The organism is Paraburkholderia sp. PREW-6R (assembly GCF_039621805.1).
GTDB lineage: Bacteria > Pseudomonadota > Gammaproteobacteria > Burkholderiales > Burkholderiaceae > Paraburkholderia.
On the sequence record NZ_CP155073.1, the window covers coordinates 2,350,910 to 2,366,512 of the forward strand.

Consider the following 15,603-nt stretch of genomic DNA (forward strand, 5'->3'; position numbering starts at 1 on the left):
GGGTGTTGCGGGTGTTGCGGGTGTTGCGGGTGTTGCGGCCGGCCGCGGTCGGTGCGCCCAGCTGCCGCCCGGCGCAGCCGGTTTGCGGCAGCCCAGCACGGAGCTTATGCCGTTGCTTCCGTCACCGCTTTGGCAATCGATTCGGCATGATCCAGCGCATCGCCTGCGTTTTCCGCCTCGACCATCACGCGTAGCACCGGTTCTGTACCCGACGCGCGAATCAGCACGCGGCCGCGACCTTTGAGCGCTTGCTCTGCGTGGCTGATGGCGCGGCGGATCAGATCGCTGCTCTTCCAGTCGGCGCCGGGTTTCATTCGCACGTTGATCAGCTTCTGCGGGAACAGCGTGACGCCGTCGAGCAGCTCGGCCAGTGTTTTCTCGCTGCGCTTCATCGCTGCCAGCACCAGCAGCGCCGACACGATTCCGTCGCCGGTCGAATGGCGGTCGAGCGACAGAATGTGGCCGGAGCCCTCCGCGCCGAGTTGCCAGCCGTGTTCGCGCAACTGCTCCAGCACATAGCGGTCACCTACCGCGGCGCGCACGAACTGCACGCCCGCCTCCTGAAGCGCGACTTCGACGGCCATGTTCGTCATCAGTGTGCCGACTGCGCCGTCCACTTTGCCGTCGGTTGCAACACGGTCCTTGACGAGCACGTACAACAGTTCATCGCCGTTATAAAGACGACCGGCTGCGTCCACGACCTGCAGACGGTCGGCGTCGCCATCCAGCGCGATGCCGAGGTCGGCGTGGTTCGCACGCACGGCGCGCACGAGCGCATCGGGCGCGGTGGCGCCGACGCCGTCGTTGATATTGAAGCCGTTCGGCGCGACGCCGATCGGGATCACGTCCGCGCCGAGTTCGTGGAAGACGTGCGGCGCAACGTCGTACGCCGCGCCGTGCGCGCAGTCGATCACGAGCTTCAGCCCGCGAAGATCGAACGCAGCCGGAAACGTGCTCTTGCAGAATTCGATGTAGCGGCCGGCGGCGTCGTCCAGACGCCGGGCCTTGCCCAGTTGCTCGGACGCGGCGCACGCGAGCGGCAGGTCGAGCTGCTCCTCGATCTGCAATTCCACTTCGTCGGGCAGCTTGTTGCCGTCGGCGGAAAAGAACTTGATGCCGTTGTCGTAGTACGGGTTATGCGAAGCGCTAATCACGACGCCCGCAGCGAGTCGCAGTGCGCGTGTGAGATACGCGATGCCGGGTGTCGGCATCGGCCCAGCCAGCATCACGTCGACGCCTGCAGCGGAAAAGCCCGATTCGAGCGCTGCCTCGAGCATATAGCCGGAGACTCGCGTGTCCTTGCCGATCAGTACAGTCGGCCGCGTGCCCGTCTTTGCCCACCGATCGGCGCCCGCGAGCACCTTGCCGGCCGCATAGCCGAGCCGCAATACAAACTCCGGCGTGATGGGACTTTCGCCGACTTTACCCCGAATGCCGTCCGTTCCAAAATAACGACGTGCCATGTTTTATATTCCTCCTTGGCTGTTGGGTTCAGTCATGCGCGCGACTTTGGATGGTCGCTTCGCGCATGGCTGCCCAGACTTTCAATGCATCTATTGTTTGCGCGACGTCGTGAACGCGCACAATTGCCGCACCCCGCTCCGCCGCGCACACCGCCGCAGCGATGCTTCCCGCAACGCGCTCCGGGGCCGGGCGCCCGACCACTGCGCCGATCATCGACTTGCGCGACATCCCGGCAAGAATCGGAAACGGCGGCTCGGCTTGCGGGGCCGTTTCTGACAGCCGCGCAAGCAGCGCGTAATTATGCTCGACGACGGCCTTGCCGAAACCGAAACCGGGGTCCACGCTGATACGCTCACGCGCGATGCCCGCCTGCTTCATCGCCTCGACCCGGCCTTCGAGAAAGTGCCGAACGTCGCTTATCACATCATCATAGGCGGGCTCAGCAATTTGCATAGTCTGCGGCTCCCCATACATATGCATTACGCATAAGCCGCACGCGCTTTCGCGCACCGCCTCGATGGCGCCGGGCATGCGAAAGCCCCAGATATCGTTAATCAGGTCGGCGCCCGCGGCTAGTGCGCGCCGCATGACTTCGGGTTTGTAGGTGTCGACGGAAAGGGGGACGTTCGCGCCGTGCAGTTGCTCGATCAGCGGAATCACACGCTGCAGTTCTTCGTCGAGCGGCACCGGCGGCGCACCGGGCCGCGTCGATTCGCCGCCTATGTCGATGATGTCCGCGCCGTCGAGCATCATGCGTTCGGCCTGACGCAACGCGTCGCCGTACATGGCGTACTTGCCGCCGTCCGAAAACGAATCAGGGGTGATGTTCAGAATGCCCATGACCAGCGGGCGCTCGAAAGTCAGCTTGAAGCGGCCGCACTGCAGCGGCGCGGGTACGGGAAACAAAGGCAATTCGGCTTTCGACACTGAGTATTGCTTCTTGTAAAACGGTAAATGCAAAACGGGCCGGTGTGAATCACACCGGCCCGCACTTTCTACTTGAGATCTATCAGGCAGGCGCTGTCGCGCTACCCGGCTTGACTTCGGTGCCGGGACTGCCACCCGACGACGCGTCGCTTGCCGACGGCGGCGAACTCTTTGGCGAACGCGGCGGACGGCCTGCCATGATGTCGTTGATCTGATCGGCGTCGATCGTCTCCCACTCCATCAGCGCGGCGGTCATGGCTTCGACCTTGTCGCGATTTTCGTCCAGCAGGCGCTTTGCGAGCGTGTACTGCTCGTCGAGCACACGGCGGATTTCCGCGTCGACCTTCTGCTGCGTGGCTTCCGAAATGGTGCGGGTGAAACCGCGACCGAACGGCGTAGCATCGTTCTCGTCGTCCACGTAGACCATCGGTCCCAGGGCGTCCGTCATGCCGAAGCGAGCGACCATGGCGCGCGCGGTTTGCGTGGCCTTGTTGAAGTCGTCCGATGCCCCCGTGCTGATCAGGTTCAGGAACAACTCCTCCGCGACACGGCCACCAAACAGAATCGCCAGACGATCCAGCAGGTAGTCCTTCGAATACGTTTCGTTGTCATGCTCCGGCAACTGCCACGTGACGCCCAGTGCGCGGCCACGCGGAATGATCGTGACCTTGTGCACCGGATCGGCCTTCGGCAACAACTTGGCGATGACCGCGTGACCCGACTCGTGATACGCGGTGGCACGCTTCGATTCTTCGCGGATCACGGCCGACTTGCGCTCCGGGCCCATGAAGATCTTGTCTTTCGCGTCTTCGAAATCATTCATTTCGACGATGCGCTTGCCGCGGCGCGCTGCGAACAGCGCGGCTTCATTCACGAGATTCGCCAGATCGGCGCCCGAGAACCCGGGCGTACCGCGTGCGATCACGGCCGCGTCGACGTCGTTCGAGATCGGCACCTTGCGCAGGTGAACCTTCATGATGTGCTCGCGGCCACGGATATCCGGCAGACCGACGTACACCTGACGGTCGAAACGGCCCGGACGCAGCAGTGCCTTATCGAGCACGTCGGAGCGGTTGGTTGCAGCGATCACGATCACACCCGAGTTCGCCTCGAAGCCGTCCATCTCGACGAGCATCTGATTCAGCGTCTGTTCGCGCTCGTCGTTGCCGCCGCCCATGCCGGCGCCGCGATGGCGACCCACCGCGTCGATTTCGTCGATGAACACGATACACGGCGCATGCTTCTTCGCCTGTTCGAACATGTCGCGCACACGAGCCGCACCGACACCGACGAACATTTCGACGAAGTCCGAGCCCGAAATGCTGAAGAACGGCACCTTGGCCTCGCCGGCAATTGCGCGCGCCAGCAGCGTCTTACCCGTTCCCGGAGGACCGACCAGCAGCACGCCGCGAGGAATGCGGCCGCCGAGCTTCTGGAACTTCTGCGGGTCGCGCAGGAAGTCCACCAGTTCGGAGACTTCCTCCTTTGCTTCGTCACAGCCGGCGACGTCGGTGAAGTTGATTGCGTTGTTGTTTTCGTCGATCAGACGCGCCCGCGACTTGCCGAACGAGAAGGCACCGCCTTTGCCGCCTCCCTGCATCTGCCGCATCATGTAGAACCAGAAGCCGATGATCAGGATCGTTGGCCCAAGGTAGTACAGCGCCGAGACCAGTGCGTTTGGTTCGTCGTCAGCCTTGCCGCTTACCTGAACGCCGTACTTCATCAGATCGCCGACCATCCAGATGTCGCCAGGCGACACGATCTGGTACTTCTGGCCGTCTGCTGGAGTGACCGTGAGGTTCCGCCCCTGGACAATGACGTTCTTGACTTTGCCGTTCTTCGCGTCGTCCATGAACTGCGAATAGGAAACGCCTTCCTGGACACGGGGCTTGTCGAACTGCTTGAACACCGTAAACAGCACCAGTGCGATAACCAGCCACACTGCTGCTTTCGAAAACATATTGTTGTTCAAAGCACCACTCCTTCACTTAGACGGGCGCCTACATTTGCCTTGCGGCACCACGAAAGCATTCTAATCCAGTCCGCAGACCCCTGCCATAAGCTTTCGCTACCACAGAAATAGTGTAGCGAGTCACAGATGCGCCAATATCTGACGCCCAAGTGCATTATCGGCAGATGCGGATCCGTCCTGCAGCGTCCTACGAGGAACGCTTAAGATGCTTACCCAAAATAAATGTCTCTGACGACTTGTCCCGCGAAGCTTTCGGCTTGCGGGCCGCCACCACCTTAAACTGATGCTTGAACTTTTCGACAATCTGGCTGTAACCGCTGCCGTGAAAGCATTTGACTAAAAGGGCACCATCCGGTTTCAAGTGATTCTGCGAGAATTCCAGCGCGAGATCGCACAGGTGTTCGATCCGCGCGGCATCCGCCACCGCCACTCCAGACAGGTTGGGTGCCATATCTGAAATTACAAGATCAACCTGGCGTTCTCCCACCAATTCTTCCAGCTGGGCGAGAACCGAGTCTTCGCGAAAGTCGCCCTGAATGAAATGCACGTCGGCGACCGGCTCCATTGGCAGGATATCGAGCGCAATGATCGTACCGTCGATTCCACCTTCCCGTTCCGCGTCGCGCTGCGCACCCCGCGCGAGTTTATTGCGCGCGTACTGGCTCCAGCTGCCCGGCGTGGAACCAAGGTCGACGATCACCTGGCCCGGGCGGATCAGCTTGTCCTGCTCATCGATTTCTTTCAGCTTGTAGGCGGCGCGAGCGCGATAGCCCTCCCGCTGTGCCATCTTCACGTAGGGATCGTTGATGTGGTCGTGCAGCCACGCGGTATTGAACTTGTTTTTTGCCATTAAACGTTGAACTCTTGCTGCGTCGTGTCGCGCTTTAGCGGATAATACGCGGTTAATTCGCGCGGCCACCGCCAGATCTACCGGCAGTCATCCGCGATTCTGTAGTCCTGACGCGCCACCTGCCCATTCCAGCCGATCAACCATGACCGGACTGCAGGTGCCGCCATTTTAGTCGAGTCTCCCACTTTTCATGACAGCCCTCAAAGTCTCCTCCGACCAACGCGCCGAGTTGCGCTCACAGGCACATGCGCTCAAACCGGTCGTGCTCATCGGCGCCGAAGGCTTGACCGACGCTGTGCTGTCCGAAATCCAGGTTCACCTCGACGCCCACCAGCTCATCAAGATCCGCGTGTTCGGCGACGAACGCGAAGCTCGCCTCGCGATCTACGAAGAAATCTGCGACAAGCTGGATGCAGCGCCCATCCAGCATATCGGCAAGCTGCTGGTGATCTGGAAACCGGAGCACGCGCAACCGGCGGTCAAGGCGAAGCGCGGCGCGCTGCCGAGCGCTCGTGAGGCCGCCATCGAACCCAAGCCGGGTAAAGGCCGCGCACCGCGCGTCGTGAAAGTGGTGAAGCCCAGTGAAATTCCTATGCGCAAGCCGAAGGCCAAGGCGGTGGTAGTGCGTGGCAACGAGCGCGTCACGCAAGGCGGCAACATCAAACGCGCGAAGAAGCGTCAAAGCAGCGCGAAGCGCGCGCATCAGTCGTCGAAATAAACGGGTAAGGGGTGCGGGCTACGGGTTACGCCCTTGGTTTGCGCCCTTCAGTTCACACCCTGCAGCAAACGCGGCATTTGATCGAAGTTCGCACCGTTGGCCATTCAGCAAGGCCACCAGCGGGTTACGCGAGCCGGCCACGTTGATTAGAAGCGCAACGCGTCAGGCCTCACGCTCCGGCCTCACGCTTTTAACCCGCCACCTTCCGCGCATCACGGCGCGCGCCCTGCTCTGTCTCCGCCAACACCACGCCAGCGCCAGCCGGCAGCTTCCACACCAGCGCCACGCCCAGCAGACTCTCGATCAGATAAAACAGACTCGACACGCCGTGCAAGATGCCGAAACGCGTCGCATAAGCAGAGTGGCCCACGTCGGTGCCTGCCTCGAGCGCGGCCATGCGTATTGCGTTCATGAACGGCTGCAACGCGAAATAGCCGACCAGCACGCAGACCAGCATCCCGGCAATCAACCAGCGCAGGCGCCGGTAAGCGTCCGCGCCGCGCCGAACCAGTACATTGGCAAGCCCTAGCAGCAAGATGCCGCAGACTGCGCCCAGCAGGCCTTCAATACGAAATAACTGCGCGGCGACCGCGCCCGCCGCCATGCGATCCAGCGACGTGAACAGCACGGGCGCAACGGCATAGCCGATAGTCAGCAGACTTCCGACCCATACCACCGTCAGCAGACGGAAGAAACGATGCGGCATCAAAGACACCGTCGCCGCCTTCACACGTAACTGACTGCGATGATTTCGTACTCGCGCACGCCGCCCGGTGCCTGCACCGACGCCACGTCGCCTTCCGACTTGCCGATCAGTGCGCGCGCAATCGGCGAGCTGATGGAGATGAGACCGTGGTCGATATCCGCTTCGTCGTCGCCGACGATCTGATATTTAACCGACGCACCCGAGTCCAGATCTTCCAGCTCGACCGTGGCGCCGAACACTACACGGCCGTCGGCCTCCACTGCGGCCGGATCGATCACCTGCGCGCCGGCCAGCTTCGACTCGATCTCGGCAATGCGGCCTTCGATAAAGCCCTGCTTTTCTTTCGCGGCGTCGTATTCCGCGTTTTCCGACAGATCGCCCTGCGCGCGCGCTTCCGCAATCGAGTTGATCACGGACGGACGCTCAACCGATTTCAGGCGCTGCAACTCATCGCGCAACATGTCTGCGCCGCGCTTAGTCAAAGGAATAGTGCTCATAAACAACTCTCGAGAAAACGCCGGGCCGCCCTGAGTGTCCCGCGGCGCTGCAGGAAGCCTGACTACAGGCGGCAGGTCCACAAGCGCATTGAACAAAAAGCGGCCGTAAAAAAAATCACCGCGGTTAAGTGCATTCTGCGGGAGCCGGCGACCCGCGCAAAACCCGGGCCCAGCACCAACGGAACGCCGCTTAACCGCGGCACTTACATCTCGGACAGGTATTCGAAGCCTTAGTTTAGGCGAGCATGCAGCCCTTGTAAATCATAGACTTCGAGGTTCTTCAGATAGCGCAAACCTTCGACGGCCGCGCGCGCGCCGGACATTGTCGTGTAGTACGTGACCTTGTTTGCCTGGGCGCTCATGCGGATGGAGCGCGAGTCCGCAATGGCCGCACGCGTTTCGTCGACGGTCGTGATGACCAGCGCGATCTCACCGTTCTTGATCATGTCGACAATGTGCGGACGGCCGTCCTTCACCTTGTTGACGACCTTGACCGGTACGCCCGCGGCTTCTATCGCGGCAGCGGTGCCCTTGGTGGCCACGATGGGATAGCCGAGTTCATGCAGCATGCGCGCGACTTCGACGGCCTTTGGCTTGTCGGCGTCCATCACGGTCAGCAGCACCGTGCCCGACTCCGGCAAACGCGAACCCGCGGCGAGCTGCGACTTGAACAGCGCTTCGCCGAAGGTCTTACCCACGCCCATCACCTCACCGGTCGAGCGCATTTCCGGTCCGAGCACCGGATCGACTGCCGGGAATTTCACGAACGGGAACACCGCTTCTTTCACGCTGAAGTACGGCGGGTCGATTTCCTTCGTCACGCCCTGGGCCGCGAGCTTCTGGCCGACCATGGCGCGCGCCGCGATCTTCGCGAGCGGCAGGCTGGTCGCCTTCGACACGTACGGCACCGTGCGCGACGCACGCGGATTGACTTCGAGCACGTAGATGATGTCCTCTTTCGAGCCATCTGCCTGCGGCACTTGCTGGATTGCGAACTGCACGTTCATCAGGCCGACCACGTTCAGCGCCTTCGCCATGGCGCCCGTTTGACGCTTCAGTTCGGCAACCGTCTCCTTCGACAGCGAGTACGGCGGCAACGAGCAGGCCGAGTCGCCCGAATGCACGCCTGCCTGTTCGATGTGCTCCATCACGCCGCCGATGAACACCGCTTCGCCATCCGAAATGCAATCCACGTCGCATTCGATCGCGTCGTTCAGGAAGCGGTCGAGCAGCACCGGCGAGTCGTTCGACACCTTGACCGCCTCGCGCATGTAGCGTTCGAGGTCGCGCGGCTCGTGAACGATTTCCATCGCACGGCCACCCAGCACGTACGACGGACGCACCACCAGCGGGTAGCCGATTTCATCGGCGAGCTTGAGCGCTTCGTCTTCCGCGCGCGCGGTGCGGTTCGGCGGCTGACGCAAACCGAGATCCTGCAGCAGCTTCTGAAAACGCTCGCGGTCTTCGGCGGCATCGATCATGTCCGGCGACGTGCCGATGATCGGCACGCCGTTCGCTTCGAGGTCGAGCGCGAGCTTCAGCGGCGTCTGGCCGCCGTATTGCACGATCACGCCGACCGGTTTTTCCTTGTCGACGATTTCGAGCACGTCTTCGAGCGTCAGCGATTCGAAGTACAGGCGATCGGACGTGTCGTAGTCGGTCGACACGGTCTCAGGGTTGCAGTTGACCATGATCGTTTCGTAGCCGTCTTCGCGCATCGCGAGCGCGGCGTGCACGCAGCAGTAGTCGAACTCGATGCCCTGGCCGATCCGGTTCGGACCGCCGCCCAGCACCATGATCTTTTTGTTGTTCGTCGGGTTGGCTTCGCACTCTTCCTCGTAGGTCGAGTACATGTACGCGGTTTTCGTGGCGAACTCGGCGGCGCACGTGTCCACCCGCTTGTACACCGGACGCACGTTCAGCTCGATACGGCGCGCGCGCACGTCGGCCGGCTTCGCGCCAAGCAGCTTCGCCAGACGACGGTCCGAGAAACCACTTTGCTTCAGATACTTGAGCTCTTCCTTCGACAGGCTGGCGAGCGTACGGCCGGCCAGCGCCTTTTCCTTCAGGATGATCTGTTCGATCTGCGCGAGGAACCACGGGTCGATCGACGTTTCTTCGAAAATCTCTTCGGCCGTCATGCCGACACGGAAGGCGTCGCCCACGTACCAGATACGGTCCGGGCCTGCTTCGCCGATTTCGCGAATGATTTCGTCGCGGTTGTCGGTCGTTTCATCCAGACCGTCGACGCCGACTTCCAGACCGCGAAGCGCCTTCTGGAAAGATTCCTGGAAAGTGCGGCCAATCGCCATCACCTCGCCGACCGACTTCATCTGCGTGGTGAGGCGCGAATCGGCTTCGCGGAATTTCTCGAACGCGAAACGCGGAATCTTCGTGACGACGTAATCGATCGTGGGTTCGAACGACGCCGGTGTCTGGCCGCCGGTGATTTCGTTTTTCAACTCGTCGAGCGTGTAGCCGACGGCGAGCTTCGCAGCGACCTTGGCGATCGGAAAACCGGTGGCTTTCGAAGCCAGCGCCGACGAGCGTGACACACGCGGATTCATTTCGATCACGATCATCCGGCCGTCTTTCGGATTGATCGAAAACTGCACGTTCGAGCCGCCGGTATCCACGCCAATTTCGCGCAGCACCGCGAGCGACGCATTACGCAGCACCTGGTATTCCTTGTCGGTGAGCGTTTGCGCCGGCGCGACGGTGATCGAGTCGCCGGTGTGAATACCCATCGGGTCCAGATTTTCGATCGAGCAGACGATGATGCAGTTGTCCTTCCTGTCGCGGACCACTTCCATCTCGTACTCTTTCCAGCCAAGCAGCGATTCTTCGATCAGCAGTTCGCGCGTGGGCGACAGGTCGAGACCGCGCTTGCAGATTTCCTCGAATTCGTCACGGTTATACGCGATACCGCCGCCCGAACCGCCTAGCGTGAACGACGGACGGATCACGACCGGATAACCGCCGCTGCCCGTTTGCGCAGCGATATCGGCCTGCACCTGCAGCGCTTCTTCCATGGAGTGCGCGGTGCCCGACTTGGCCGAACCGAGACCGATTCTGGTCATCGCGTCCTTGAACTTCTGGCGGTCTTCCGCCTTGTCGATCGCTTCCGGCGACGCGCCGATCAGCTCGACCTTGTATTTCTCCAGCACGCCGTGCGCGTGCAGATCCAGCGCGCAGTTCAGCGCGGTCTGGCCGCCCATTGTCGGCAGGATCGCGTCGGGGCGCTCCTTGGCAATGATGCGTTCCACCACTTCCCAGGTGATCGGCTCGATGTAGGTGACGTCGGCCGTGTTCGGGTCGGTCATGATCGTCGCCGGATTGCTGTTGACGAGAATGACCTTGTAGCCTTCCTCTCGCAGCGCCTTGCAGGCCTGCGCGCCCGAATAGTCGAACTCGCACGCCTGGCCGATGATGATCGGACCCGCGCCGATAATGAGGATGCTCTTGATGTCTGTCCGCTTCGGCATAACGCTCTCGCTAATGTATTCCTGTGTTCTTTCCGTTGGCGCGCGTCAGTGCGACGTTGCGCGCGCTCTGCTGTATGCGCTCTGCTGCGTGCGCTCGGTCGACTGCGGCCTGCTTCGCGTCGAGCGCACTCGCGTTGGCTGAGTGCGTCGCGCTGCGAACCGCGCGCCAACTGCGCGCATCACATGCTGTGCAGTGCCGGCCGCCTCAGGCCGCTGCGCTCTTGCCGGCTTTACTCGCGTCCATCAACGCCGTGAAGCGGTCGAACAGATAGGCGATGTCGTGCGGACCGGGCGACGCTTCCGGGTGACCCTGAAAGCAGAACGCCGGCTTGTCGGTCAGCGCGAAGCCTTGCAGCGTGCCGTCGAACAGCGAAACGTGCGTGACTTTTGCGTTGGCGGGCAGCGTGTTCGCGTCGACCGCGAACCCATGATTCTGCGACGTGATAACGACGCGGCCGTCGTCCATATCCTTGACCGGATGGTTCGCGCCGTGGTGGCCGGTTTTCATCTTCACGGTTTTCGCGCCGACCGCAAGACCCATGATCTGATGGCCGAGGCAGATGCCGAACGTGGGAATGCCGCGCTCGATCAACTCTTTCGTAGCCGAGATGGCGTAATCGCACGGCTCGGGATCGCCTGGACCGTTCGACAGGAACACGCCGTCTGGGTTGAGCGCAAGCGCGTCGGCGGCGCTGGCTTGCGCCGGCAGCACCGTGACCTGGCAGCCGCGCTCGGCCAGCATGCGCAAAATGTTGTACTTGACGCCGTAATCGAATGCGACCACCCGGTATTTCGGCGCGGTTTGCGTGCCGTAGCCTTCGCCCAGACGCCACTCAGTCTGCGTCCATTCGTACCGGTCTTTCGTGGACACGACTTTCGCGAGGTCCATGCCGGACAGGCCCGGGAACGAGCGCGCAAGTTCGATTGCGCGGGCTTCGTCGTCGGAACCGGCGAGGATCGCGCCATTCTGCGCGCCCTTGTCACGCAGCACGCGCGTGAGCATGCGGGTGTCGAGACCGGCAATGGCCACTACGCCTTCGTCCTTCAGGTATTGCGGGAGCGTGCGCTCCATGCGGAAATTCGACGCGAGAACCGGCAGATCGCGAATGATCAGGCCAGCGGCATGGACTTTCGTCGCCTCGACATCTTCGGCGTTCACGCCGACGTTGCCGATATGCGGATACGTGAGGGTCACGATCTGGCGCGCGTAGCTCGGGTCTGTCAGGATTTCCTGATAGCCGGTGATAGCGGTGTTGAACACGACTTCGCCGATGGTATGCCCGGGGGCGCCGATCGAGTAACCACGAAAGACCGTGCCGTCGGCGAGCGCGAGCAGAGCGGGAGAAAATGACGGCAACACGGGAAACTCCTTGAGGAACACCCTGTTGCCGACCTGCCTATCCGGTTTGCGAGCCGCAGCGGCATGCATCAGACGATGTGCGCGCAGACTCGCTCGCGTGCAGCCTTGGTGTTGCAAGGGGCGGTTGCCGGGGCGCGATGAGTCCATTGTGTGGACGGATCGGCTGGGTGCAGGGCCCTGCTTGCGACGCAAATGGCGCGCGGCGGATGAACGGTATGGGAGAGGTAGGCGCTAGGGTGCGGGTTGATAAGCTCAAACCTTCAAATTATAGCGTGAAACTACCCTTCCCTCAAATCCGAGATGACAGGCCGGCGCTGGAACGGACCCCGCCTGAACGGCGCAAGCGCTGCCGGTCGGGGCGTTCGGCGAGGCCCTTCATGTTCACGTGGCGCGAATTCGGGATAGCTCAGGGAACACACACATCTGCCCCTATTCTTCCCCGCCTGCCGCTCAGACCTGCTGCCCGGCGCCTGCCTGCTCAGGTTGAGCCAGCACGCGACCCGGCAGCACGTACCAGATCGCGCTCAGCACTTGCAGCACGAGGAGAATGGTCCACGCGGCGCGATGCGCGGCCGCCGGATAGTGGCCGCCGCTCGCCGGCCAGTGCGAAAGCACCGCGCCCACGCCAATCTGGAAGCCGAAGATCAACAGGAAAATGATGAGCGTCAGCGTCGTGTTCACGCGGCCGATCATCTGCGCCGGGAAGTGCCGTGCCATGACCGCATAACTCAGAATGCCCGTGCCGCCGAACACGCCGTATGCGGCCCAGAGCAGCCCTGCCGGCAGCGGCGCGTTGAACATGATCAGCAACTGCGTCACGACATACAGCGCCATGCCGACACCACAAAACGCATACAGCGAGATGCCGCGCCGCTCCAGGCTGCGCGCCGCCGCGCCGAAGCCGACGCAGCCCGCCATCATCGCGAAGCCGAGAATCGACACGAGCGCGGCCGCCTCACGCGGCTCGAAGCCCTGCACGTCGCGCAACCACGCGCCCACCCACAGCGATTGCATCGCGTAAAAGACGCCCTGCGTCACCACCGAGAATGAGGCGATTTTCCAGAAGGCGCCACTCCCGAGGATATGCAACGTGCCTTTGAACTGCGTGCCGATGCTCGCCCGTTGATGCGTGTCGTTGCTATCCGGCGCGAGCGTCCACTGCGCGAGCGCAACCAGCACGGTCAGCAGTCCCAGTCCGACGCACACAGACCGCCAGCTTGCGAAACCCAGCACCCACGTCAACGGCGAGCCGACCATCACCCCGCCGAAGCCGCCGATCGCCATCACGAGACCATTCATCAGCGGAAGACGCGCGGACGCGAAGTGCTGCGCGAGCGCCTTGAATGCCGCACCCAAACACACGGACACGCCGATGCCGATCAGCAGCCGCCCGATCATCATCACGCCCAGACTGTGCGCAGCGCCGAACACCCCGATACCGAGCGCCGCGAACAGCAACGTGCCCGCCGTCACACGCCGCGCGCCAAAATGGTCGAGCAGCACGCCCGCCGGAATCTGCGCGCCGGCAAAACCCAGAAAATAAAGACTCGTCAGCAGACCCAGATCCGCCGCCGACAAACCGAGGTCGCGCGTGATGAAAGGCGCGAAGCCCAGATTGACGCCACGAAACACGTAGGAAACAAAATATCCCGCGGAAAACAGCAGGAAGACACGCCATTGGGTCGACGACATAGAGTTCAAGGATGGAAGCCGCACCGGCCAGAGCCCAAACGATAAAGGAAATGCGCCGGTTCGGCGCGCGTGACCCCATGACAGACAGGGCCGCAATGAAAAACGCCGTCACGGCGAGTGACGGCGTTAAAACCACGGTGCGTGCGATCAGAGCGACGTTCGCGTGCCGCGCCTACAGTGCATGACGTCAGGACCGTGGGAGCCGCGTGTGTGGCGTATGTGGTGTAAGTGGCCTACTTGCCCTTCTTCGCGTTGGCCGCGGTTTTCGAGCGGCCCTCGGCGGCTGACTTCGACGATTTGCCCGCCGTGGAAGCCGACACTTTGGTCACCTTGCCATTGCTGGCGCTCGACGCTGTCGGCTTGCTAACCTTGCCCACCGGCTCCGACACTCTCACGACCGGCGAGTGGCCACGACCTTTTTTCCTGTCGTTGCGCGATTCGCTTCTCGTGTCCGCGACGTGGGTGCCGATCTTCTGCACGCCACCGCCCTGCACGTCTGCCGCGATGCGTTCCGGACCCGGCTCGGTGGGCATGGGTTTGCCGACGGGAACGTGCAGCACGACTACCTGGCCGCGCGACACCTGATCGCGGTGCGTGTGATTCCACGCCTTCACCTGACCGACCGACACGCCGTAGCGCAAAGCAATTGCCGCGACCGACTGGTTACGGCGCACGCGAATCAGCATCTTGCGCGTGTCGGGGACATCCGGCTCCATCGCCAGCACCGCACTTTCGGCGACGTCGGCGCTGATATCTTCGTCGTCGTCCGAACCGCGCGGCACGACGATCGTCGAGCCCGGCTTCAGACGCATGCCGGCCGGAATCTTGTTCACTTCCATCAGCGTGTCGGTGTCCACACCGATCTTCTGGGCGATCGCCGACGGCGCCGCACGCTCGGTCACGGTGTACGTCGTCCACGACGACAGCGAGCCGGAATACGTCTTCAGATTGCGCTCGAACGCGCTGGCATTGTCGAACGGCAGCAGGATCTGCGGCTGCGTGGCGCCGAGAATCACCGGCTTGCGAAACGACGGGTTCAGCGAACGGAATTCGTCCGTGGAGAGATTGGCGAGCCTGGCAGCCATGTCCACGTCGATATCGTGCGACGTGGTGACCGTGACGAAATACGGGTGATTGGGAATGGAAGGCAGCGTGAGCCCGTACATTTGCGGGTTCATCACGATGTTCTTGACTGCCTGCAGCTTCGGCACGTAATTGCGCGTCTCGTTCGGCATGCGCAGGCTGAGATAGTCGGTGGGCAGCCCCGCCGCCTCGTTGCGCGCAATAGCGCGTTGCACATTGCCCTCGCCCCAGTTGTATGCGGCGAGCGCGAGCTGCCAGTCGCCGAACATGTCGTGCAGGCGTGAGAGGTAGTCGAGCGCGGCGCTGGTGGAGGCCAGCACGTCGCGGCGTTCGTCCTGCCACATGTTCTGCTTGAGGTTGTACGTGCGGCCCGTGCCCGGCATGAACTGCCACATGCCCGCCGCCTTCGCGACCGACAACGCCTGCGGGCTATACGCCGATTCGATGAACGGCAGCAGCGCAAGCTCGGTCGGCATATGGCGCGCCTCGAGCTCCTCGACGATGTGATACAGGTACTTCTGCGAACGCTCGGTCATGCGCTGCACGTAGTCGGGACGCTGCGCATACCAGTTCACCTGCATGTCGACGAGGTCGGTTTGCAGGTCGGGCATCTGGAACCCACGGCGAATACGACCCCACAGGTCGGCGTCGGCGCTGGTCAGTTGCGTGACCGAACCTTGGTCGACGTTGATCGTTTCTTTTGCGGCGGAAGTCTTGCGAAGGGCGTCAGCGACTGCTTGCTGAGTGGCGGGATTGGTTGCGGTGGTAGAGCTATTCGTTGTCGGTCCCTGGCTTGCGCAAGCAGCGAGCGTAAGGACCAGCAACGCACTTAAGATAAATCTCATGAAC

11 protein-coding genes are annotated in these 15,603 nt (G+C 62.3%); 1 reads left to right on the forward strand and 10 read right to left on the reverse strand.

Translation table 11 applies throughout. The features are described 5' to 3' along the window. Positions 1–104: 104 nt before the first annotated feature. From glmM to AAGS40_RS10150, 4 genes are all read right to left on the reverse strand, one after another. The gene (glmM, locus tag AAGS40_RS10135) at positions 105–1,463 is read right to left on the reverse strand and encodes a phosphoglucosamine mutase (RefSeq protein WP_345811133.1); all 1,359 of its coding nucleotides are present in this window, start codon (positions 1,461–1,463) and stop codon (positions 105–107) included. Positions 1,464–1,491: 28 nt separating this feature from the next. After that, positions 1,492–2,391 (reverse strand): dihydropteroate synthase, encoded by a 900-nt coding sequence (gene folP / locus AAGS40_RS10140; RefSeq protein ID WP_345811134.1) that lies wholly within the window; start codon positions 2,389–2,391, stop codon positions 1,492–1,494. 82 nt (positions 2,392–2,473) lie between these two features. Then, on the reverse strand, positions 2,474–4,363 hold the full coding sequence (ftsH, locus tag AAGS40_RS10145; protein ID WP_345811135.1) for an ATP-dependent zinc metalloprotease FtsH: 1,890 nt from the start codon (positions 4,361–4,363) through the stop codon (positions 2,474–2,476). 187 nt (positions 4,364–4,550) lie between these two features. Continuing rightward, positions 4,551–5,213 (reverse strand): RlmE family RNA methyltransferase, encoded by a 663-nt coding sequence (locus AAGS40_RS10150; RefSeq protein ID WP_345811136.1) that lies wholly within the window; start codon positions 5,211–5,213, stop codon positions 4,551–4,553. Between the two features lie 190 nt (positions 5,214–5,403). On the opposite strand from AAGS40_RS10150, the gene AAGS40_RS10155 reads away from it, so the two are divergent. Beyond that, complete coding sequence (locus tag AAGS40_RS10155; protein WP_345811137.1) at positions 5,404–5,931, forward strand: YhbY family RNA-binding protein; 528 nt, start codon at positions 5,404–5,406, stop codon at positions 5,929–5,931. 190 nt (positions 5,932–6,121) lie between these two features. Here AAGS40_RS10155 and AAGS40_RS10160 read toward each other — a convergent pair whose 3' ends face one another. The 6 genes from AAGS40_RS10160 to AAGS40_RS10185 all read right to left on the reverse strand — a co-directional run bounded on the left by AAGS40_RS10160 (position 6,122) and on the right by AAGS40_RS10185 (position 15,599). Then, positions 6,122–6,637 (reverse strand): DUF4149 domain-containing protein, encoded by a 516-nt coding sequence (locus AAGS40_RS10160; protein WP_345811138.1) that lies wholly within the window; start codon positions 6,635–6,637, stop codon positions 6,122–6,124. Between the two features lie 20 nt (positions 6,638–6,657). Further along, positions 6,658–7,134 (reverse strand): transcription elongation factor GreA, encoded by a 477-nt coding sequence (gene greA, locus AAGS40_RS10165; protein ID WP_345811139.1) that lies wholly within the window; start codon positions 7,132–7,134, stop codon positions 6,658–6,660. Between the two features lie 230 nt (positions 7,135–7,364). Beyond that, on the reverse strand, positions 7,365–10,619 hold the full coding sequence (gene carB, locus AAGS40_RS10170; protein ID WP_345811140.1) for a carbamoyl-phosphate synthase large subunit: 3,255 nt from the start codon (positions 10,617–10,619) through the stop codon (positions 7,365–7,367). A 205-nt stretch (positions 10,620–10,824) separates the two neighbouring features. After that, complete coding sequence (carA, locus tag AAGS40_RS10175; protein ID WP_345811141.1) at positions 10,825–11,979, reverse strand: glutamine-hydrolyzing carbamoyl-phosphate synthase small subunit; 1,155 nt, start codon at positions 11,977–11,979, stop codon at positions 10,825–10,827. Between the two features lie 450 nt (positions 11,980–12,429). Next, positions 12,430–13,671: an MFS transporter gene (locus AAGS40_RS10180; protein WP_345811142.1), complete on the reverse strand. Its 1,242-nt coding sequence runs from the start codon at positions 13,669–13,671 to the stop codon at positions 12,430–12,432. 233 nt (positions 13,672–13,904) lie between these two features. Further along, complete coding sequence (locus AAGS40_RS10185; protein ID WP_345811143.1) at positions 13,905–15,599, reverse strand: transglycosylase SLT domain-containing protein; 1,695 nt, start codon at positions 15,597–15,599, stop codon at positions 13,905–13,907. Positions 15,600–15,603 lie beyond the last annotated feature (4 nt).

Bases quoted from the DNA above. Each gene is read 5' to 3' on its own strand.
- glmM (WP_345811133.1), bottom strand. From the start codon at position 1,463: ATGGCACGTCGTTATTTTGGAACGGACGGCATTCGGGGTAAAGTCGGC.
- AAGS40_RS10150 (WP_345811136.1), bottom strand. From the start codon at position 5,213: ATGGCAAAAAACAAGTTCAATACCGCGTGGCTGCACGACCACATCAAC.
- AAGS40_RS10155 (WP_345811137.1), top strand. From the start codon at position 5,404: ATGACAGCCCTCAAAGTCTCCTCCGACCAACGCGCCGAGTTGCGCTCA.
- AAGS40_RS10160 (WP_345811138.1), bottom strand. From the start codon at position 6,637: ATGCCGCATCGTTTCTTCCGTCTGCTGACGGTGGTATGGGTCGGAAGT.
- greA (WP_345811139.1), bottom strand. From the start codon at position 7,134: ATGAGCACTATTCCTTTGACTAAGCGCGGCGCAGACATGTTGCGCGAT.
- carB (WP_345811140.1), bottom strand. From the start codon at position 10,619: ATGCCGAAGCGGACAGACATCAAGAGCATCCTCATTATCGGCGCGGGT.
- AAGS40_RS10180 (WP_345811142.1), bottom strand. From the start codon at position 13,671: ATGTCGTCGACCCAATGGCGTGTCTTCCTGCTGTTTTCCGCGGGATAT.
- AAGS40_RS10185 (WP_345811143.1), bottom strand. From the start codon at position 15,599: ATGAGATTTATCTTAAGTGCGTTGCTGGTCCTTACGCTCGCTGCTTGC.